Origin of the sequence: Enterovibrio baiacu (assembly GCF_004120195.1) — a bacterium.
Lineage (GTDB): Bacteria > Pseudomonadota > Gammaproteobacteria > Enterobacterales > Vibrionaceae > Enterovibrio > Enterovibrio baiacui.
Genome location: NZ_SCHN01000026.1, coordinates 19745 through 38751, shown reverse-complemented (window position 1 = coordinate 38751; position 19007 = coordinate 19745). Strand labels below are relative to the sequence as shown.

The 19007-nt window shown below is 48.3% G+C and carries 17 protein-coding genes and 2 tRNA genes; 16 read left to right on the top strand and 3 right to left on the bottom strand.

Going from position 1 to position 19007, the window contains the following annotated elements; genetic code table 11:
* Positions 1–11 precede the first annotated feature (11 nt).
* Positions 12–485, top strand: a complete 474-nt coding sequence (greA, locus tag EQP46_RS22035) for a transcription elongation factor GreA (protein WP_192545537.1) — start codon at positions 12–14, stop codon at positions 483–485.
* A gap of 64 nt (positions 486–549) precedes the next feature.
* Here greA and yhbY read toward each other — a convergent pair whose 3' ends face one another.
* Entirely contained in the window at positions 550–846 is a 297-nt protein-coding gene (gene yhbY, locus EQP46_RS22030) for a ribosome assembly RNA-binding protein YhbY (protein WP_129495671.1), read from the bottom strand.
* A gap of 131 nt (positions 847–977) precedes the next feature.
* On the opposite strand from yhbY, the gene rlmE reads away from it, so the two are divergent.
* From rlmE to nlpI, 15 genes are all read left to right on the top strand, one after another.
* Positions 978–1607: a 23S rRNA (uridine(2552)-2'-O)-methyltransferase RlmE gene (gene rlmE / locus EQP46_RS22025; RefSeq protein ID WP_017008782.1), complete on the top strand. Its 630-nt coding sequence runs from the start codon at positions 978–980 to the stop codon at positions 1605–1607.
* 50 nt (positions 1608–1657) lie between these two features.
* The gene (gene ftsH, locus EQP46_RS22020) at positions 1658–3595 is read left to right on the top strand and encodes an ATP-dependent zinc metalloprotease FtsH (protein ID WP_129495670.1); all 1938 of its coding nucleotides are present in this window, start codon (positions 1658–1660) and stop codon (positions 3593–3595) included.
* An 86-nt stretch (positions 3596–3681) separates the two neighbouring features.
* Complete coding sequence (gene folP / locus EQP46_RS22015; protein ID WP_161972882.1) at positions 3682–4533, top strand: dihydropteroate synthase; 852 nt, start codon at positions 3682–3684, stop codon at positions 4531–4533.
* Positions 4530–5867 carry a phosphoglucosamine mutase gene (gene glmM, locus EQP46_RS22010; protein WP_129495669.1) on the top strand — a complete coding sequence of 446 codons (1338 nt, stop codon included), beginning with the start codon at positions 4530–4532 and terminating at the stop codon, positions 5865–5867. Before folP ends, glmM begins: the two co-directional genes overlap by 4 nt.
* 198 nt (positions 5868–6065) lie before the next feature.
* Positions 6066–6401 (top strand): preprotein translocase subunit SecG, encoded by a 336-nt coding sequence (gene secG / locus EQP46_RS22005; protein WP_129495668.1) that lies wholly within the window; start codon positions 6066–6068, stop codon positions 6399–6401.
* 21 nt (positions 6402–6422) lie between these two features.
* Positions 6423–6509: transfer RNA gene (locus EQP46_RS22000), tRNA-Leu, on the top strand.
* 77 nt (positions 6510–6586) lie between these two features.
* Positions 6587–6663: transfer RNA gene (locus tag EQP46_RS21995), tRNA-Met, on the top strand.
* A 169-nt stretch (positions 6664–6832) separates the two neighbouring features.
* Positions 6833–7288 carry a ribosome maturation factor RimP gene (gene rimP, locus EQP46_RS21990; protein ID WP_129495667.1) on the top strand — a complete coding sequence of 152 codons (456 nt, stop codon included), beginning with the start codon at positions 6833–6835 and terminating at the stop codon, positions 7286–7288.
* A 21-nt stretch (positions 7289–7309) separates the two neighbouring features.
* The gene (gene nusA / locus EQP46_RS21985; RefSeq protein ID WP_129495666.1) at positions 7310–8797 is read left to right on the top strand and encodes a transcription termination factor NusA; all 1488 of its coding nucleotides are present in this window, start codon (positions 7310–7312) and stop codon (positions 8795–8797) included.
* Positions 8798–8818: 21 nt separating this feature from the next.
* Complete coding sequence (gene infB, locus EQP46_RS21980; protein WP_129495665.1) at positions 8819–11503, top strand: translation initiation factor IF-2; 2685 nt, start codon at positions 8819–8821, stop codon at positions 11501–11503.
* A gap of 85 nt (positions 11504–11588) precedes the next feature.
* Complete coding sequence (gene rbfA / locus EQP46_RS21975; protein ID WP_129495664.1) at positions 11589–11987, top strand: 30S ribosome-binding factor RbfA; 399 nt, start codon at positions 11589–11591, stop codon at positions 11985–11987.
* Entirely contained in the window at positions 11987–12934 is a 948-nt protein-coding gene (gene truB, locus EQP46_RS21970; protein WP_129495663.1) for a tRNA pseudouridine(55) synthase TruB, read from the top strand. Before rbfA ends, truB begins: the two co-directional genes overlap by 1 nt.
* A gap of 143 nt (positions 12935–13077) precedes the next feature.
* Positions 13078–13347, top strand: a complete 270-nt coding sequence (gene rpsO, locus EQP46_RS21965) for a 30S ribosomal protein S15 (protein WP_017008791.1) — start codon at positions 13078–13080, stop codon at positions 13345–13347.
* A 427-nt stretch (positions 13348–13774) separates the two neighbouring features.
* Positions 13775–15907: a polyribonucleotide nucleotidyltransferase gene (pnp, locus tag EQP46_RS21960; RefSeq protein ID WP_129495662.1), complete on the top strand. Its 2133-nt coding sequence runs from the start codon at positions 13775–13777 to the stop codon at positions 15905–15907.
* A gap of 150 nt (positions 15908–16057) precedes the next feature.
* Positions 16058–16960 (top strand): lipoprotein NlpI, encoded by a 903-nt coding sequence (nlpI, locus tag EQP46_RS21955; protein ID WP_129495661.1) that lies wholly within the window; start codon positions 16058–16060, stop codon positions 16958–16960.
* 121 nt (positions 16961–17081) lie between these two features.
* On the opposite strand, the gene EQP46_RS21950 is transcribed toward nlpI, so the two are convergent.
* On the bottom strand, positions 17082–17948 hold the full coding sequence (locus EQP46_RS21950) for a U32 family peptidase (RefSeq protein WP_129495660.1): 867 nt from the start codon (positions 17946–17948) through the stop codon (positions 17082–17084).
* Positions 17949–17961: 13 nt separating this feature from the next.
* Complete coding sequence (gene ubiU, locus EQP46_RS21945; protein WP_129495659.1) at positions 17962–18957, bottom strand: ubiquinone anaerobic biosynthesis protein UbiU; 996 nt, start codon at positions 18955–18957, stop codon at positions 17962–17964.
* Between the last annotated feature and the right edge of the window lie 50 nt (positions 18958–19007).

Below are 19007 nucleotides of genomic sequence, written 5' to 3'. Positions count from 1 at the left end.
TAATGTCATTTATGGATAAAGTACCCATGACTGTTCGTGGCGAACAGCAGCTTCGTGTAGAGTTAGACCGCCTGCTGAAACGTCGTCCAATTATTACTCAGGCGATCGGTGAAGCTCGTGAGTTGGGCGATCTTAAAGAAAATGCTGAATACCACGCAGCGCGTGAAGAGCAAGGCATTTGTGAAGCGCAGATTCGTGATATTGAATACAAGCTTTCTGTTGCTCAAGTTATCGACATTGCAAAGATGCCAAACAATGGCAAAGTGATCTTTGGTTCAACGGTTGGCTTGATTGATATCAATACCGATGAAGAGTTGTCTTACCAAATCGTTGGTGATGACGAGTCTGATATTAAGAAGAACCTGATTTCCATCAACTCACCGATTGCACGTGGGTTAATCGGTAAAGAAGCTGGCGATGAAGTGTCAATCACTACGCCTGGCGGCGTGAAAGAATTCGAAATCGATAGCGTTGAATACGTTTGAACGAAAAAAATGTTAGCGGTTGTTACTATCGCAGATACAAAAAAGGCCGCTAAGCGGCCTTTTCTTATTTGCGCGGGATTTCAATCTTGCGCTCTTCGCTCTGGCGGTACAGCACAAGCACTTTGCCGATGACTTGCACTTTTTCTGCCTTGGTTTCACGAACAATTGCTTCAACAATCAGGTTCTTAGTGTCGCGATCTTCAGACGCAACTTTTACCTTGATCAGTTCGTGGTGATCGAGAGCGATTTCAATCTCAGCAAGCACGGCTTCTGTAAGACCATTGGCGCCCATCAAAACGACAGGTTTAAGTGAGTGTGCCAGACCTTTTAGATGCTGCTTTTGTTTTGTGCTTAGATTCATGTTGACTCGATTTGTTGTTTTATCGGGGTTGAAAACGTGACATTCTACCGCCATATCTATCCAAACTGAACAAATATCCCCCTAAGCAGTCCGTTAACATTTAACGGCCGGAAATGTGGGCTAGGTAAAACATGAGCAAAAAGAAACACTCAGCGAGTTCTGGCCGCTGGTTGAAAGAGCATTTTGATGATAAATATGTTCAAGAGGCCCAGAAAAAAGGCTTTCGTTCACGTGCAATTTTCAAGCTGGATGAAATTCAAGGTAAGGACAAACTGCTAAAACCTGGCATGACTGTGGTCGATTTGGGTGCTGCCCCTGGTGGTTGGTCTCAATACGCTGCAGAACAAGTTGGTGACAACGGTCAAGTTATTGCGTGTGACATCCTTCCTATGGATTCCTTGCCGGGTGTAAGTTTCTTGCAAGGTGATTTCCGTGAAGAAGCTGTATTGAACGCATTGTTGGACCGCATTCAACCAGACATGGTTGATGTGGTGATGTCGGACATGGCGCCAAATATGAGCGGTAATTTGGCATCAGATCAACCCAAAGCAATGTACTTAGTTGAACTTGCTATGGAAATGTGTCGAGAAGTTCTTGCACCAAATGGCGCATTTATTGTTAAAGTTTTCCAAGGGGAAGGGTTTGATCAATATTTGGCTGAAGTGCGTAAAATGTTCAAAGCAGTAAAAATTCGTAAACCCGATTCCTCTCGTGCTCGCTCACGTGAGGTCTACATTGTGGCTACAGGCTATAAACTGTAGTACTCTACCTTTATCATTATAGTTTTCGCGGGGCTAACACCTTGAGTGACATGGCAAAAAACTTGATTTTATGGCTGGTCATCGCTGTTGTGCTGATGTCTGTGTTCCAAAGCTTTGGACCAGGCGATAGTGCTGGCCGTCAAGTCGACTACACAACGTTTGTCCAAGAAATAGGGCAAGATAAATTACAGGAAGTACAGTTCGACAATCGCGAGCTGAAAGTCACGCGTCGTGATGGCACGAGCTACGTCTCGTACATGCCTGTTCTTCAAGACCCTAAGTTGCTGGACGATCTGATTAATCACAAAGTGCAAGTGCGTGGCACGCCTCCTGAAGAGCCAAGCATCCTTGCATCTATCTTCATCTCTTGGTTCCCAATGCTTCTGCTTATCGGTGTATGGATTTTCTTCATGCGTCAGATGCAAGGCGGCGGTGGCAAAGGTGCGATGTCTTTCGGTAAATCGAAAGCGCGCATGATGAGTGAAGAGCAAATCAAAACCACGTTCGCAGATGTCGCAGGTTGTGACGAAGCGAAAGAAGACGTTAAAGAGCTGGTTGATTACCTACGCGACCCAAGTCGCTTCCAAAAACTCGGTGGTAAAATCCCAACGGGTGTTTTGATGGTGGGTCCTCCTGGTACAGGTAAAACCTTGCTGGCGAAAGCCATCGCGGGTGAAGCGAAAGTACCGTTCTTTACGATTTCTGGTTCTGACTTCGTTGAAATGTTCGTGGGTGTGGGTGCATCTCGTGTCCGTGATATGTTTGAACAAGCCAAGAAAGCTTCGCCTTGTATCATCTTCATCGATGAGATCGATGCCGTAGGTCGCCAACGTGGCGCAGGTCTTGGCGGTGGCCACGACGAACGTGAACAAACATTGAACCAAATGCTGGTTGAAATGGATGGCTTTGAAGGTAACGAAGGTATCATCGTTATTGCAGCGACAAACCGTCCTGACGTTCTAGACCCTGCACTGTTGCGTCCTGGTCGTTTTGACCGTCAAGTCGTTGTTGGCTTGCCTGACGTACGTGGTCGTGAGCAAATCCTTAAAGTTCACATGCGTAAAGTGCCTTTGGGCGGTGACGTTGAAGCGTCTCTTATCGCACGTGGTACGCCAGGTTTCTCTGGTGCAGACCTCGCAAACTTGGTAAACGAAGCGGCACTGTTTGCGGCTCGTGGTAACAAGCGCGTAGTGTCTATGGTTGAATTTGAGCTGGCGAAAGACAAAATCATGATGGGTGCTGAGCGCAAATCCATGGTTATGTCTGAAGACATCAAAGCATCAACTGCATACCACGAAGCTGGCCATGCCGTTGTTGGTCGCCTAGTGCCTGAGCATGATCCTGTTTACAAAGTGTCAATCATCCCGCGTGGACGCGCATTGGGTGTGACCATGTACTTACCAGAACAAGATCGCGTGAGCATGTCTCGCCTACACCTTGAGTCGATGATTTCGAGTCTCTACGGTGGCCGTTTGGCGGAAGAGATTGTTTACGGTGTAGAAAACGTGTCTACAGGCGCATCGAACGACATCGAGCGTGCAACAGATATCGCACGTAAGATGGTGACGCAATGGGGCTTCTCGGAAAAACTGGGACCACTATTGTATGCCGACGATGAGGGCGAAGTGTTCTTGGGGCGTTCAGTGACCAAAACCAAGCATGTTTCCGATGAAACAGCGCGCCTTATCGACAGCGAGATCCGCGAAATCATCGATCGCAACTACAAGCGTGCTCGCACGTTAATCGAAGACAACATGGACATCATGCATGCAATGAAAGATGCATTGATGAAATATGAGACTATCGATGCAGCGCAGATTGATGACTTGATGGAACGCCGCCCTGTGCGCGAACCTGCAGGTTGGACAACAGATTCAGACAGTTCAGATAACACGCCGAAGAAACCTGACGCAGAAGCGAAATCAGAATCTTCTTCGGACGATACGGGATCTAAACCCGTCGACCCTGACAACCAACCAGAAGCGTAATCGCCTCGTCACTATTACAAACCCCGGGATTACTCGGGGTTTTTCTTTTGCTAGTGATAAATTCTCGCCTAAAACAAAGTCCAACTATGATACTGACCAGCAAAGAATTCGTTCTCGATCTATCATCCCCGAAAGTTATGGGTATCCTCAACGTCACGCCTGATTCTTTTTCCGATGGCGGTAAGTTCAATCACCTCGATACGGCGCTTTATCATGCGGAAAACATGCTCAGCACAGGTGCGTCTGTATTGGATATAGGCGGAGAATCTACGAGGCCTGGTGCGGCAGATGTGTCGTTGGATGAAGAGCTTTCTAGGGTTATTCCTGCAATAGAAGCAATTCGAGAAAGGTTTGATTGCTGGATCTCAATTGATACCAGTAAAGCGGCGGTCATGACGGCAGCAGTGAATGCAGGTGCTAATCTGATCAATGATGTGCGTGCACTTCAAGAACCTGGCGCGCTTAACGCAGCAGCCAAGGCGGATGTGCCAGTATGCATTATGCACATGCAAGGACAGCCTCGCTCGATGCAGGTTGATCCAACCTATGACGATATCATCGAAGATATCCACGGTTTCTTCGATGAAAGAATAGCGGCGTGTGCGGCAATGGGGATTGCCAAGGAAAAACTGATTTTAGACCCGGGGTTTGGGTTCGGTAAGACACTAACACATAACTACCAGTTGCTTGCAAAACTGGAATCGTTTCACCGTCATGGGCTGCCAATACTTGCGGGTATGTCTCGGAAGTCTATGATTTTTAAATTATTGGATAAATCCCCCGCCGATGTTTTAGGGGGGAGTTTAGCTTGCGCCACCATTGCTGCTTCGAAAGGGGCTCAGCTCATTCGCGTGCATGACGTAAAAGAAACCGCAGACGTGGTTCGCGTTGTCAGCATGATGCAGGAAGCAGCAGATCTACTTGGAGATACACAATGACAGAACGTAAATACTTCGGCACCGATGGTGTACGCGGTAAAGTTGGCCAATTCCCAATCACTCCTGATTTTATGTTGAAACTGGGGTGGGCGGCAGGTCGCGTCCTAAGCCAACAAGGCACGAAAAAAGTATTGATAGGAAAAGATACGCGTATCTCTGGCTATATGCTTGAATCTGCGTTGGAAGCAGGCCTATCTGCAGCAGGTCTTCAAGCTGCATTTACGGGTCCTATGCCAACACCTGCCATTGCGTATTTAACGCAAACCTTCCGTGCAGAGGCGGGGATCGTGATCTCTGCTTCACACAACCCTTATTATGACAACGGCATCAAATTCTTCTCATCGGAAGGCACGAAACTGCCTGATGCAGTTGAGCTTGCGATTGAAGCCGAACTTGAAAAGCCATTGACGTGTGTTGAGTCTGCAGAGCTTGGTAAAGCAAAACGTATCGTTGATGCAGCTGGTCGTTACATCGAGTTTTGTAAAGGCACTTTCCCATCAGAAATGAACCTGAAAGGCCTTAAAATCGTTATCGATTGTGCGCATGGAGCAACGTACCACATTGCACCTTCCGTGTTCTCTGAACTGGGCGCTGATGTGATTGCTATGGGTGTTGAACCAAACGGCACAAACATCAATGCAGAAGTGGGGGCGACAGACGTTCGTGCACTGCAAAAGCGTGTTGTTGAAGAAGACGCCGTATTGGGTATTGCTTTTGATGGTGATGGTGACCGTATCATCATGGTTGACCATGAAGGCAACAAAGTAGACGGCGACCAAATCGCTTACATCATCGCCCGTGAGTCGCTGCGTCGCGGCGAACTAAAAGGTGGCGTGGTAGGTACGTTAATGACCAATATGGGCATGGAAGTCGCACTTAAAAAACTCGGCATTCCGTTTACTCGTGCAAAAGTTGGCGACCGTTACGTGATGGAAAAACTGCTTGAGAACGATTGGAAAATCGGCGCAGAAAACTCAGGTCATGTGATCCTTCTTGATAAAGTGACCACGGGTGATGCCATCGTTGCAGCACTGCAAGTGCTGGCCAGTGTTGTTGGTACTGGGTTGACGCTCAAAGAACTGTGTGATGGCATGAGCATGTTCCCACAAGTGCTAGAGAATGTGCGTTTTAGTGGTGATAGTGACCCACTGCAATCAGACGCTGTGATGACCGCGACCGCAGCGGTTGAAGCCAAACTGGGTGACACAGGTCGTGTATTGTTACGTAAGTCTGGCACTGAGCCGCTTATCCGTGTCATGGTTGAAGGTGAAAACGCTGACGAAGTGCAAGCATATGCGCTTGAAATTGCAGATGCTGTAAAAGCAAACTGCTAATAAACAAGGAAAGCGGAAGGGTCGCGAGGCTGTTTGGTTATAAGATGCGCAAACGGGATGAAAAGTACCGCTTTTTTGTATTTTTCTCTTGTTTCGCCTGCCGGCTTTCGTTAGTATTCTTCCGCTCCCAATGATGGGAGTTGCGCTAGTGAACTGAATAGTCAGCTGGCTCAACAATTTGGAACATAGGTGGAACCCATGTACGAAATTCTACTTGTGATTTATCTGTTGGCCGCGCTTGGTGTAATTGGCCTAGTTCTGGTTCAACAAGGTAAAGGCGCAGATATGGGAGCCTCTTTCGGGGCTGGGGCATCAAATACAGTATTTGGCTCTGGCGGCTCTGGAAACTTTCTGACCCGAATGACCGCGATTTTCGCGACAATATTTTTTGTTCTTAGCCTAGTGCTGGGTAACATGAGTACTCACAACGCAACCGTTGGTAGCGAGTACGAAGACCTGAGTCTACCTGCCAGTGAGCAAGTAACTCCGGCGAGTGATGTCCCTGCTGAAAGCAATAGCGACATTCCTCAGTAAAAGATTTAAGCAGTAATGCTTGCCGAGGTGGTGAAATTGGTAGACACGCTATCTTGAGGGGGTAGTGCCTGTATAGGCATGCGGGTTCAAGTCCCGCTCTCGGCACCATTTTAAAATCCTTACTTAGTAAGGTCACGGCACTTGAAAAAGGGCGTGAGGCGACGATATAATAATCGCCATTCGGACGCGGGGTGGAGCAGCTTGGTAGCTCGTCGGGCTCATAACCCGAAGGTCGTCGGTTCAAATCCGGCCCCCGCAACCACTTATCGGTAATTGTTTAGAGAGACCAAAACAGTTGCTGGTCATGGGAAACCATGGCATCAGGGTCCAGTTGCATTAAACCCCGAAATTCGGGGTTTTTTGTTATCTGAAGATGACCATTCGGATGGATAACTGGGCTTTTAGGCCCTTTTTTTATTTCTGGGGTTTGTATGACCGGACTAGAAAAACAGCTTGTAGCTTTGCTAGAAGCGCCTGTTGAAGCACTTGACTACGAGCTTGTAGGGCTTGAGTTTGTGCGCGCAGGACAACATTCAACCCTGCGGATCTTTATCGATCACGAAAACGGTATCACAGTTGACGCTTGTGCCGAAGTGAGCCGCCAAGTCAGTGCAGTGATGGACGTCGAAGACCCAATCACTGTTGCTTACAATTTGGAGGTGTCATCTCCTGGGTTGGAAAGACCATTATTTAAAGCAGCGCATTATCAGCAATTCATCGGTCACGAAGTGAACGTAGTGCTGAAAATGGCGATGCAAAACCGTCGCAAATGGAAAGGGCTGATTCTTTCTGTTGACGGCGAGACCGTCACCATCAACGTGGATGGAAACGAAGAAGCGTTCGCCCTGAGCAATATCGCCAAGGCTAACCTGGTTCCTTCATTTTAAATTTAAATGAGGCATTAGTTCATGAACAAAGAAATCTTGGCTGTCGTAGAAGCGGTGTCGAACGAAAAAGCCGTTCCACGTGAGCGCATTTTTGAAGCGTTGGAAACAGCGCTGGCGACGGCAACAAAGAAAAAATACGAAGCTGAAATTGAAGTACGCGTAGAAATCGACCGTAAAACGGGCGAATTCGAAACGTTCCGTCGTTGGGAAGTTGTTGAAGAAGTGACGCAACCAACGCGTGAAATCACGCTTGAAGCTGCACAGTTTGAAGATGAATCAATGGTAATTGGTAGCTACGTAGAAGACGATATCGAGTCTGTTACGTTTGACCGTATTACCACGCAAACTGCAAAACAAGTTATCGTACAAAAAGTACGTGAAGCTGAACGTGCACAAGTTGTAGAACAGTTCATGGACAACGAAGGTGAGCTAATCACTGGTGTTGTTAAAAAAGTGAACCGTGAAGTGGTTATCGTTGATTTGGGTAGCAACGCGGAAGCGGCAATCCAACGTGACGATCAATTGCCACGTGAAAACCTACGCCCAGGCGACCGCGTGCGCGGTTTGCTGTATGCTGTGCGTCCAGAAGCGCGTGGATTCCAATTATTCATGACCCGTTCTAAGCCTGAAATGCTGATCGAATTGTTCCGCATTGAAGTGCCAGAAATCGGCGAAGAAATGATTGAAGTCATGGGTGCGGCTCGTGATCCGGGCTCTCGCGCTAAGATTGCTGTGAAAACAAACGACAAACGTATCGACCCTGTAGGTGCGTGTGTTGGTATGCGTGGCGCACGTGTACAAGCGGTTTCTGGCGAGCTTGGTGGTGAGCGTATCGATATCGTGCTTTGGGACGATAACCCAGCGCAATTCGTTATCAACGCGATGGCGCCTGCAGATGTAGCCTCTATCATCGTTGACGAAGATACCCACACCATGGATATCGCTGTTGAAGCCGATAACCTGGCTCAAGCAATCGGCCGTAACGGTCAGAACGTTCGCCTAGCTTCTCAGCTAACGGGTTGGACACTGAACGTCATGACGGTTCAAGATCTACAGAAGAAACACCAAGAAGAAGCTGGTCAGTCAATTGAGCTGTTCAGCAAGCACTTGGACATTGAAGAAGATTTTGCCGCACTGCTTGTTGAAGAAGGTTTCACCACACTGGAAGAAGTTGCTTACGTACCAGCAGCTGAACTTCTAGAAGTGGATGGCCTTGACGAAGACACAGTTGAAGAACTGCGTAGCCGTGCGAAAGAAGCGCTGACTACAATCGCGCTAGCGAAAGAAGAAATCCTTGACGGTGCTGAGCCGGCTGAAGACCTGCTTGGTCTTGAAGGTTTGGATCGCGATATGGCGTTCCGCCTTGCAGCAAAAGGCATCTGCACGTTGGAAGATCTTGCTGACCAAGGCACTGATGATCTTCTAGATATCGAGGGAATGGATGAAGTTAAAGCGGGTGAGCTTATTATGGCCGCGCGCAATATTTGCTGGTTCAGCGACGAAGCTTAAACGCAGCAAAGGAGGAGCAGAATGTCAGAGGTTACAGTTAAAGCACTGGCGAGCGAGATTGATACGCCGGTAGAACGTTTGCTGAAGCAATTTCAGGATGCAGGCATTCAAAAGTCGGCAGACGACAGCGTAAGCCAGGATGAGAAACAAACCTTACTGTCTCACTTAAAACGTGAGCACGGTGACGATGGTAGCGCTCCAACTCGACTGACGTTACAGCGCAAAAAACGCAGCACCCTAAGTGTTTCTGGTGCTGGCGGAAAGAGTAAGGATGTTCAAGTAGAAGTGCGCAAAAAGCGCACCTACGTGAAGCGCAGCGAACTAGAAGAACAACGCGTGGCTCAAGAAGCCGCGCAGCGTGAAGCTGAAGAAGCAGCACAACGCGAGGCTGAGGAAAAAGCCCGCCGTGAAGCTGAAGAAGCAGCGAAGCGTGAAGCTCAAGAAAAAGCGAAACGTGAGGCACAAGAAAAAGCCCAACGTGACGCCGAAGAAAAAGCACGCATTGCCGCTGAGAAAGCGCAGCAATCACAAGAAACAGCAGAAGAAACATCTGCTCGTGAAGCTGCAGAAGCGCAAGCGAAGAATGAAGCTGATGAACTCAAGCGTCGCCAGGAAGAGGAAGCCAAGCGTAAAGCTGAAGAAGAAAGTCAGCGCCAGCTAGAAGAGGCACGCAAAATGGCAGAATTAAACGAAGAGCGCTGGAGTCAACAAGAAGCAGTGCCAAATGTGATGGAAACTGCAGACCATCACACAGTGACATCTGCGTATGCACGTGAAGCAGAAGATGAGGCGGATCGTCGCCAAGAAGCTGCGCCACGTCGTCGCAAGAAGAAAAAATCAGCACAAGATAAAGACGATAGCCGCAACCGTGGTAATCGTTCTAAAGGTAAAGGCCGTTTGGCTAAGCCAACGTCTATGCAGCATGGTTTCCAGAAACCAGCACAAAAAGTTAACCGTGACGTAGAAATCGGTGAGACCGTTACTGTTGCTGAACTTGCTAACAAAATGGCCGTTAAAGCCACTGAAGTTATCAAAGTGATGATGAAGATGGGTGCTATGGCAACCATCAACCAAGTGATTGACCAAGAAACTGCAGCACTTGTTGCAGAAGAAATGGGTCACAAGGTTGTTCTTCGCAAAGAAAACGAGCTTGAAGAAGCGGTAATGCTGGATCGTGACGACAGCGCTTCACGTGAACCACGTGCGCCAGTTGTTACTATCATGGGTCACGTTGACCACGGTAAAACCTCGCTACTTGACTACATCCGTAAAGCACACGTTGCATCGGGTGAAGCGGGTGGTATTACCCAGCACATCGGTGCTTACCACGTTGAAACTGACAACGGTATGATCACCTTCCTGGATACTCCAGGACACGCAGCGTTTACGTCTATGCGTGCACGTGGTGCGAAAGCGACAGATATCGTTGTTTTGGTTGTTGCAGCTGACGATGGCGTAATGCCACAGACTATCGAAGCTATCCAGCACGCAAAAGCGGCAGAAGTGCCACTGATTGTTGCTGTGAACAAGATCGATAAAGAAGCTGCAAACCCAGACCAAGTTAAAAACGAACTGGCTCAATACGATGTTATTCCAGAAGAGTGGGGCGGTGAGAACATCTTCGTTCACGTTTCAGCGAAACAAGGCATCAATATTGACAGCCTACTAGAGTCAATTCTTCTTCAATCAGAAGTACTTGAACTTGATGCTGTTCGTGACGGCATGGCAAGCGGTGTGGTTATCGAATCTCGCCTAGATAAAGGCCGTGGTCCAGTTGCTACCGTTCTTGTACAAGAAGGTACGCTGAAGCGTGGCGATATCGTTCTTTGTGGTCTGGAATATGGCCGTGTTCGCGCAATGCGTGATGAGAACGGTAAAGACGTTGAAGAAGCAGGTCCATCTATCCCTGTAGAGATCTTGGGTCTTTCAGGTGTGCCTTCAGCGGGTGACGAAGCGACGGTTGTTCGTGATGAGCGTAAAGCGCGTGAAGTTGCACTTTACCGCCAAGGCAAGTTCCGTGACGTTAAACTGGCTCGCCAGCAGAAAGCGAAACTGGAAAACATGTTCTCTAACATGGCTGAAGGTGAAGTGTCTGAACTGAACATCGTACTGAAAGCTGACGTACAAGGTTCTGTTGAAGCGATTGCTGACTCACTGGTTAAACTGTCTACTGACGAAGTGAAAGTGAAGATCATCGGTTCAGGTGTAGGTGCTATCACCGAAACTGACGCGGTTCTTGCTGCTGCTTCTAACGCGATTCTGGTTGGCTTTAACGTTCGTGCTGATGCGTCTGCACGTAAGACGATTGATGCTGAAAGCCTAGATCTACGTTACTACTCAGTAATCTACGCCCTGATTGACGAAGTGAAGCAAGCGATGAGCGGTATGCTTGCGCCTGAGTTCAAACAAGAAATCATGGGTCTGGCTGAAGTTCGTGAAGTCTTCAAATCACCTAAGATTGGTGCAATTGCAGGCTGTATCGTTTCTGAAGGCACCATCAAGCGTAACAACCCAATCCGCGTACTGCGTGACAATGTTGTTATCTATGAAGGTGAGCTTGAGTCTCTACGTCGCTTTAAAGACGACGTGAACGAAGTAGCGAAAGGTTACGAGTGTGGTATCGGCGTTAAGAACTACAACGATGTTCGCGTAGGCGACCAAATCGAAGTATTCGAAATCGTTGAAGTGAAACGCACCATCGATTAATAGCTGCCTGTAACAGGTTGTTTATAAACACCATGGGGGGAAGCGCTTTGCGCTTTCCCCCCATTTCTTATGAGAGAAGAGCGTTATGGCAAAAGAATTTAGCCGTACTCAACGCGTATCGCAGCAAGTGCAAAAAGAAATTGCACTGATCCTGCAACGCGAAATCAAAGACCCACGTATCGGCATGGTGACGGTATCTGGCGTTGATGTTTCTCGTGACCTTGCTTATGCAAAAGTTCACGTGACCTTCCTGACCACGGGTGATCAAACCGCAGAAGAAGGCCTAGAAGCATTGAACGAACAAGCGTGGTACGTACGTACTTTGCTTGGCAAAGCGATTCGTCTTCGTATTACTCCAGAAGTGATTTTCATTTTTGACCAATCACTGACCGAAGGCATGCGCATCTCCAACTTGGTCAGTCAAGCGGTTAAGTCTGATGAAGAACGCCATGTTGAAGATGACAAAGATGGAGAGGCCGAATAATGGGCCGCCGTCCACGTCGTCAAGGACGTCCTGTTGACGGGATTGTTCTACTAGATAAGCCAAGTGGCATCACGTCAAACGGTGCTTTGCAGCAAGTGAAGCGCATTTTCTTCGCAGAAAAAGCGGGTCACACTGGCGCACTGGATCCTTTAGCAACTGGCATGCTGCCAATCTGCTTTGGTGAAGCGACGAAGTTCTCTCAATTTTTGCTAGATTCTGACAAACGCTACCGTGTTGTGGCGAAGTTGGGTGAGCGAACCAATACATCAGATTCTGATGGTGAAGTGGTTGAAACGCGTGACGTGAACGTCAACCTTGAGCAACTTGAAGGTTTTGTTGCGGGTTTCCGCGGTGAAACCATGCAAGTACCTTCGATGTTTTCAGCATTGAAATACGAAGGTAAGCCACTTTACGAATACGCACGTGCGGGTATCGAAGTACCGCGCGAAGCACGTAAAATCACGGTTTACGAAATCTCTCTATTGCGCTTTGAAGGCGATGAAATTGAGATGGAAGTGCACTGTTCGAAAGGCACATACATTCGTACGATCGTTGATGACCTTGGCGAAATGCTAGGTTGTGGTGCGCACGTAACGGCACTTCGCCGTATCGGTGTTTCTCACTACCCTGTTGAGAGAATGGTAACGCTGGAACAACTGGAAGAATTGCTAGAGCAAGCGCGTGAACAAGGCATTCAGCCTCGTGAACTCCTTGATCCACTGTTGCTTCCTCTTGATTCTGCCGTACAAGATCTTGAAGAAGTTAACCTTCTACCTGCCGTCGCAAGCTACGTCTTGCAAGGCCAGGCTGTTCAGGCCGCGAACGCGCCGTCTGAAGGTCAGGTACGTATGACGATGGGTGAAGAGCGCACCTTTATTGGTGTGGGTGAAATTGATGCCGATGGCATGATAGCACCAAAGCGTTTGGTGAAGATCCGTCAGCAATAAGTTGCTTAGACGGATATTCGTCATCGGCGGGGACTATATCGATTGCCTTATTGAAGCAAGCGCTGTAGAATCCGCCGCTCGGGTGTTGGCTGAATCAGAGATTGGCTGACACAAATATAACCTTTTACATTTAGGAAAAGACTATGTCTCTGAATGCAGAAACTAAAGCAGCAATCGTTGCTGAATACGCACAAGGCACTAACGACACTGGTTCTCCAGAAGTTCAAGTAGCGCTTTTGACTGCTTCTATCAATCACCTGCAAGGCCACTTCGCTGAGCACAAAGGTGATCACCACAGCCGTCGCGGTCTACTGCGCATGGTTTCGCGTCGTCGTAAACTGCTTGACTACTTGAAAGGCAAAAACGCTGACCGTTACCTTGAGCTGATCAAGCGTCTGGGTCTGCGTCGCTAATAAGCCATTGGCTTATAAGTACCGCATACCGAAAAGGAGCCTTTATGGCTCCTTTTCTCGTTTTTGTTCCCGCCCAATTTAACGTATTAACTAGGCTTAAGCGTCAAGGATTGCTGGTGAAGGATCGACGTGAGGTCATTTTTGATTCCGTCTTATCGCGTTGCAACCCCAAGCCTTGAGCATAACCCCAGTTATTCATGCCGAAACATGCAACTTACGCCCGTTTGGGTATATAATATTGGCGCTTTCATTGGCTTCGCAGTCTACGAAGTCGACCATCAGGTCGCGACTATTGAGAGTACTCCGCTAATTGCTTACGTATCAATAAGGTAAGAAGGTAGAGTGTTGTCATTAGTCGCGATTGGTGAAGCCTTTGAACAAAAAGTGACTCGCACTAAGTAAGTGCACATAAAACAAGGAATTTCTCGTGAATCCAATCGTAAAAACATTCCAGTATGGCAACCACACCGTTACGCTAGAAACCGGTGTTATGGCTCGCCAAGCGACTGCTGCTGTTATGGCTAGCATGGACGACACTTCCGTATTCGTAAGTGTTGTTGGTAAGAAAGACGCTGTTGAAGGTCAAGATTTCTTCCCGTTGACTGTTAACTACCAAGAGCGTACTTACGCTGCAGGTAAAATCCCTGGTGGTTTCTTCAAGCGTGAAGGCCGTCCTTCTGAAGGTGAAACGCTAACGTCTCGCCTGATCGACCGTCCAATTCGTCCACTGTTCCCAGATGGTTTCAAAAACGAAGTTCAAGTTATCGCTACTGTGGTTTCTGTAAACCCAGACGTTAACCCTGATATCGTAGCAATGCTTGCAACCTCTGCAGCATTGGCGATCTCTGGCCTTCCGTTCAATGGCCCTATCGGTGCTGCACGTGTTGGTTTCATCAACGATCAGTTGGTGCTGAACCCAAGCAACACTGAACTTGAAAGCAGCCGTTTGGACCTGGTTATTGCAGGTACTGAAGGCGCAGTTCTGATGGTTGAATCAGAAGCTGACCGTCTAAGCGAAGAGCAAATGCTACAAGCTGTTGTGTTTGGTCACGACCAACAACAAGTTGCGATTAAAGCAATCAACGAGTTTGCAGCTGAAGTTGCAACACCAGCTTGGGATTGGACTGCACCAGAAGTTAACGCTGAGCTTAAAGCGCGCGTTGCTGAACTGGCTGAGTCTCGTTTCGTTGAAGCGTACCAAATCACTGAGAAGATGGCGCGTTACGCACAAGTTGGCGACATCAAGCAAAGCGTTATTGCTCAACTGAGCGAAGAAAACGAAGATCTTAACGTTCGTGAAATTCAAGGCATGCTAGGCAGCCTTGAGAAGAACGTTGTTCGTGGTCGCATCATTGCGGGCAACCCACGTATCGATGGTCGTGAAAAAGACATGGTTCGTGCGCTAGACGTGCGTACTGGTGTACTTCCACGTACCCACGGTTCATCTTTGTTCACTCGTGGCGAAACTCAGGCATTGGTTACTGCAACATTGGGTACTAAGCGTGATGCGCAGATCATTGATTCAATCACTGGCGAGCGTACTGACCACTTCCTACTGCACTACAACTTCCCTCCATACTGTGTAGGTGAAACCGGTTTTGTTGGTTCACCTAAGCGCCGTGAAATCGGCCACGGTAAACTGGCTAAGCGTGGTATTGCAGCAGTAATGCCAAGCCAAGATGAATTCCCATACACCATCCGTGTTGTTTCAGAAATTACTGAATCAAACGGTTCGTCTTCTATGGCGTCTGTATGTGGTACTTCTCTTGCGCTGATGGACGCGGGTGTTCCAATCAAGAAATCTGTTGCGGGTATTGCAATGGGTCTTGTGAAAGAAGACAACGACTTCGTTGTTCTTTCTGACATCTTGGGTGACGAAGACCACCTAGGTGACATGGACTTTAAAGTAGCGGGTACTGATGACGGTGTTACTGCACTGCAGATGGACATCAAGATCGAAGGTATCACCAAAGAGATCATGGAAATTGCTCTGAACCAAGCGAAAGGTGCGCGTCTGCACATCCTTACCGTGATGGACGAAGCAATTGGTTCTGCGCGTGAAGACATTTCTCAGTTCGCGCCACGTATCCACACTATCAAGATCAACCCAGAGAAGATCAAAGATGTGATCGGTAAAGGCGGTGCGGTAATCCGTGCACTGACTGAAGAAACTGAAACCACCATCGAAATCGAAGATGACGGTACAGTGAAGATCGCTGCAACTGACGGCGACAAAGCAAAAGCAGCTATCGACCGTATCGAAGCGCTGACTGCTGAAGTTGAAGTTGGTCGTATCTACACAGGTAAAGTAACGCGCATCGTTGACTTCGGTTGCTTTGTGTCTGTTATCGGTACCAAAGAAGGTCTAGTACACATTTCTCAAGTTGCTGATAAGCGCATCGAGAAAGTGTCTGACTACGTAGAGCAAGGTCAAGAAGTACAAGTTAAGGTTCTGGAAATCGACCGTCAAGGCCGTATTCGTCTGAGCATGAAAGAAGCTGTAGAAGCGCCAGCAGGCGAAGCTGCAGCGTCTGATGCACAGCCAGAAGCTGACGCATAAGATAACCTGACTCTGCCACTGGGTGGTGTTGAACGGCATTTAGCCCACACAACGTCACTTGGGTAAGGCATAGAGGTTTACGCCACACGCGTAAACAAGGTATAAGAAGGGGGCTATGCCCCCTTTTTTAATGGTAGGAGATTGGTGCGAATGCGAAAAAATAGATGGCTAACGTTCACCCTTGTGGGCTCGTTGTTAATGCTTTCAGGGTGTGCGTCGACGTCGTCAGTCAGTAGTACTCAACCTTGGCTCTTGTTGCCAATGGCTGTGCCTCTGCAACCTACCACCCAGCAAGAAGTGCAATTGGCACGTATCGATCAGATCCTCACGCGTTCTGATTTAAGCGAAAAAGACAGAGCGCAGATATACTACGAGCGCGGCTTAATTAACGACAGTTTGGGCTTACGCGATCTTGCGCGCCTCGACTTCAATCGTTCCCTTTCTTTTAATCCTGCTCAACCGGATGTGTTTAACATCCTGGGTGTGTATTTCACGCAAAGCGGGCTTTACGATGCGGCTTATGAAGCCTTTGACTCCACATTAGAGCTAGATGAAGCGCATCAGTTTGCTGAGCGCAATCGCGGCATTGCACTGTATTATGGCGGTCGCTATGAACTTGCAGAGCGTGATTTACTCAAACATTACAAAGACAACCCTCATGATGCTTATCGTGCATTGTGGCTGTATCTGGTCGAAGTTGAAAAAGACGGCGATGTGCTTGCAAGGGAGCGTTTAGCGTCTCGTTATCAGGCATCTGACAAGCAAGATTGGGGATGGCAGATTGCGCGTCTTTATATCCGTGATGTCAGCGAAAGTGCGTTTTTTGAAAACATCATGCGTACAAGCCAGGATAATGCGCAACTGGCAGAAAGACTGTGCGAAGGGTATTTCTATTTAGCGAAGCGCTACCAAACCCTCGGTGATTACCGTTCGGCAGTGGCCCTTTATAAACTGGCGATGTCAGGCAATGTGTACGACTTTGTTGAGCACCGCTATGCCATGTTAGAGCTGGGTCTTATCGCGCAGAAGATGAGACAAGCGCCATCGTCATGATGATGGATTCAACGTTGGGACAGCTCATGATTTAGTCAGGGTTGGATGCAGAAAAAAGCCGCTTAAGCGGCTTTTTTGTTTTTACTGTTCACCAGCGTTAACCTGCTAGCGCTCGATGCATTTAACCGTGTATCGCCATGCCTTCGATGCTGTGCCAGTAGCCGTTACAGTGATGGCTACGCGGCGCGAGATCCGATTGACCTGATTTAAAGCCAGCAAGGATATCTAGCGTATCTTTACCTTGCGGGCTAATACGAACGACATCCACCACACCCTCCATTGACGCAAGGTCACCACTCAGATCGTAGCAATAGCCAGATTGTGTCTGAATGCCATTCAACGTGAAGACGGGTTGGCCTTCTTGGCTTTTTACTTCAATGCCTTGTGGGTAGCTAATGCAGCAGGTTTCGCATTTGTCTTTGGGTTTATCTTCAGCACGTGCGGTGAAACAGCGCGCCGAATAGGCCAAAGGCAAATGTCCGTAGCTGAAGACTTCAACATCGAACTTGTCTCGAATACCTAAAATTTCTGCTTCAGTAAGCACCTTTTGCAGCCAATCGCGTGATAATTCAACGGGCATGCACCAGCGAATCATGCCTTTTTTCAACATCACATTTAACGCTTGTGCGTTGTACAGGTTGAGCGCGGGGCCTGCGACAAAAGGAACACTTTTTTCGTGGGCAAGTTGAATGGCTGACACATCGTTGGCTTCAACAATGAACTCGCCATTGTCGATCAGTGTTTTCATGATGTTGACTTCAGACGGCGCTTCGAGCAAAGCCATGGTGGAAAGCACCACTTGCTTGCCGCTGTTCGCGAGCTCTCGTGCCACATCAAGCCAATCGTTGGTGCGCATTTCTCGGCGCTTGGAGCACACGGTTTCACCAAGGTAAACAATGTCAGCTTGGCTAGTGACGGCTTGATGATAGAAATCTTCAACGTCGTTTTTCGGCCAAAAGTACAGTAGCGGGCCAAGAGAGTATTTCATAGGTGGTGAGCTCCTACTGCCATTTGCGGTGGTATGCGCCAAGGGTGGTTTGTGCCCCTTCAGATACGCTGTCTAAGCATTGATTCCATTGAGGCAGAACGTGGTAGTCCTCAGGGTTTGCTTTGTAACTATCAATGGCTTGTCGCCATGTGCGTGTTACTTGTTCGACATACGCCGGGCTGCGCTGGCGACCTTCAATCTTGACGGAAGCAATGTTTGCTTCAAACAGCTCGGGCAGGATAGACAGGGTATTCAGACTCGTTGGCTCTTCCAGTGCGTGGTATGCCTCACCATCGGTGATGAAACGGCCTTTACACAGGGTAGGGTAGCCAGCGTTTTCACCTGTTTTGTATCGGTCGATCAAAATCTCGTTCAAGCGAGACTCTAGCCCTTCGTTGGTTTCTTTCCAGCGGACATATTTTGCAGGTGAGCACGCACCGACAGTGTTCGGTGATTCCCCTGTGAGGTACGACGACAAGTAACAACGCCCCTCTGACATGATGCAAAGGCTGCCGAACGCAAACACTTCGAGATCGACATCCGTCGTGCGAGAAAGCTGCTTTACTTGATGCATCGACAATACGCGAGGCAGAACCACACGTTTAACGTTGAAATGGTCGCGGTAGAAATCAATGGCCGCACTGTTCGTGGCTGATGCTTGCACAGACAGGTGAATTTCCATGTCTGGGTGCTTGGTTGCAGCATAATCCAGCACGGCGAGATCGGCCACGATCAGCGCATCAACGCCCAGATCAATCGCAGCATCAACCGCATCTGTCCAACGGTGAAAGCCGTCAGGGTGGGCAAAGGTGTTGAGTGCTACATGCAGTTTTTTATTGCGATCGTGCACATAACTTGCTGCTTTTTGAAGCTTCTTGCCGTCGAAGTTTAATCCAGCGAAATGACGGGCGTTAGTGCCATCTTTAAAGCCGATGTAAACGGCGTCTGCACCATTGTCGATGGCGGTTTTTAGGGCGGGTAGATTCCCTGCCGGGCAAAGTAATTCCATATAATTCCCCACGTCAAAGAAAATGACGTGTTGTGTTAATGAACCTAATG

What these genes read in the sequence shown, in the direction of transcription:
- greA (WP_192545537.1), top strand. Translation starts at nt 12, where the DNA reads ATGGATAAAGTACCCATGACTGTTCGTGGCGAACAGCAGCTTCGTGTA.
- yhbY (WP_129495671.1), bottom strand. Translation starts at nt 846, where the DNA reads ATGAATCTAAGCACAAAACAAAAGCAGCATCTAAAAGGTCTGGCACAC.
- rlmE (WP_017008782.1), top strand. Translation starts at nt 978, where the DNA reads ATGAGCAAAAAGAAACACTCAGCGAGTTCTGGCCGCTGGTTGAAAGAG.
- ftsH (WP_129495670.1), top strand. Translation starts at nt 1,658, where the DNA reads ATGGCAAAAAACTTGATTTTATGGCTGGTCATCGCTGTTGTGCTGATG.
- folP (WP_161972882.1), top strand. Translation starts at nt 3,682, where the DNA reads ATGATACTGACCAGCAAAGAATTCGTTCTCGATCTATCATCCCCGAAA.
- glmM (WP_129495669.1), top strand. Translation starts at nt 4,530, where the DNA reads ATGACAGAACGTAAATACTTCGGCACCGATGGTGTACGCGGTAAAGTT.
- secG (WP_129495668.1), top strand. Translation starts at nt 6,066, where the DNA reads ATGTACGAAATTCTACTTGTGATTTATCTGTTGGCCGCGCTTGGTGTA.
- rimP (WP_129495667.1), top strand. Translation starts at nt 6,833, where the DNA reads ATGACCGGACTAGAAAAACAGCTTGTAGCTTTGCTAGAAGCGCCTGTT.
- nusA (WP_129495666.1), top strand. Translation starts at nt 7,310, where the DNA reads ATGAACAAAGAAATCTTGGCTGTCGTAGAAGCGGTGTCGAACGAAAAA.
- infB (WP_129495665.1), top strand. Translation starts at nt 8,819, where the DNA reads ATGTCAGAGGTTACAGTTAAAGCACTGGCGAGCGAGATTGATACGCCG.
- rbfA (WP_129495664.1), top strand. Translation starts at nt 11,589, where the DNA reads ATGGCAAAAGAATTTAGCCGTACTCAACGCGTATCGCAGCAAGTGCAA.
- truB (WP_129495663.1), top strand. Translation starts at nt 11,987, where the DNA reads ATGGGCCGCCGTCCACGTCGTCAAGGACGTCCTGTTGACGGGATTGTT.
- rpsO (WP_017008791.1), top strand. Translation starts at nt 13,078, where the DNA reads ATGTCTCTGAATGCAGAAACTAAAGCAGCAATCGTTGCTGAATACGCA.
- nlpI (WP_129495661.1), top strand. Translation starts at nt 16,058, where the DNA reads ATGCGAAAAAATAGATGGCTAACGTTCACCCTTGTGGGCTCGTTGTTA.
- EQP46_RS21950 (WP_129495660.1), bottom strand. Translation starts at nt 17,948, where the DNA reads ATGAAATACTCTCTTGGCCCGCTACTGTACTTTTGGCCGAAAAACGAC.
- ubiU (WP_129495659.1), bottom strand. Translation starts at nt 18,957, where the DNA reads ATGGAATTACTTTGCCCGGCAGGGAATCTACCCGCCCTAAAAACCGCC.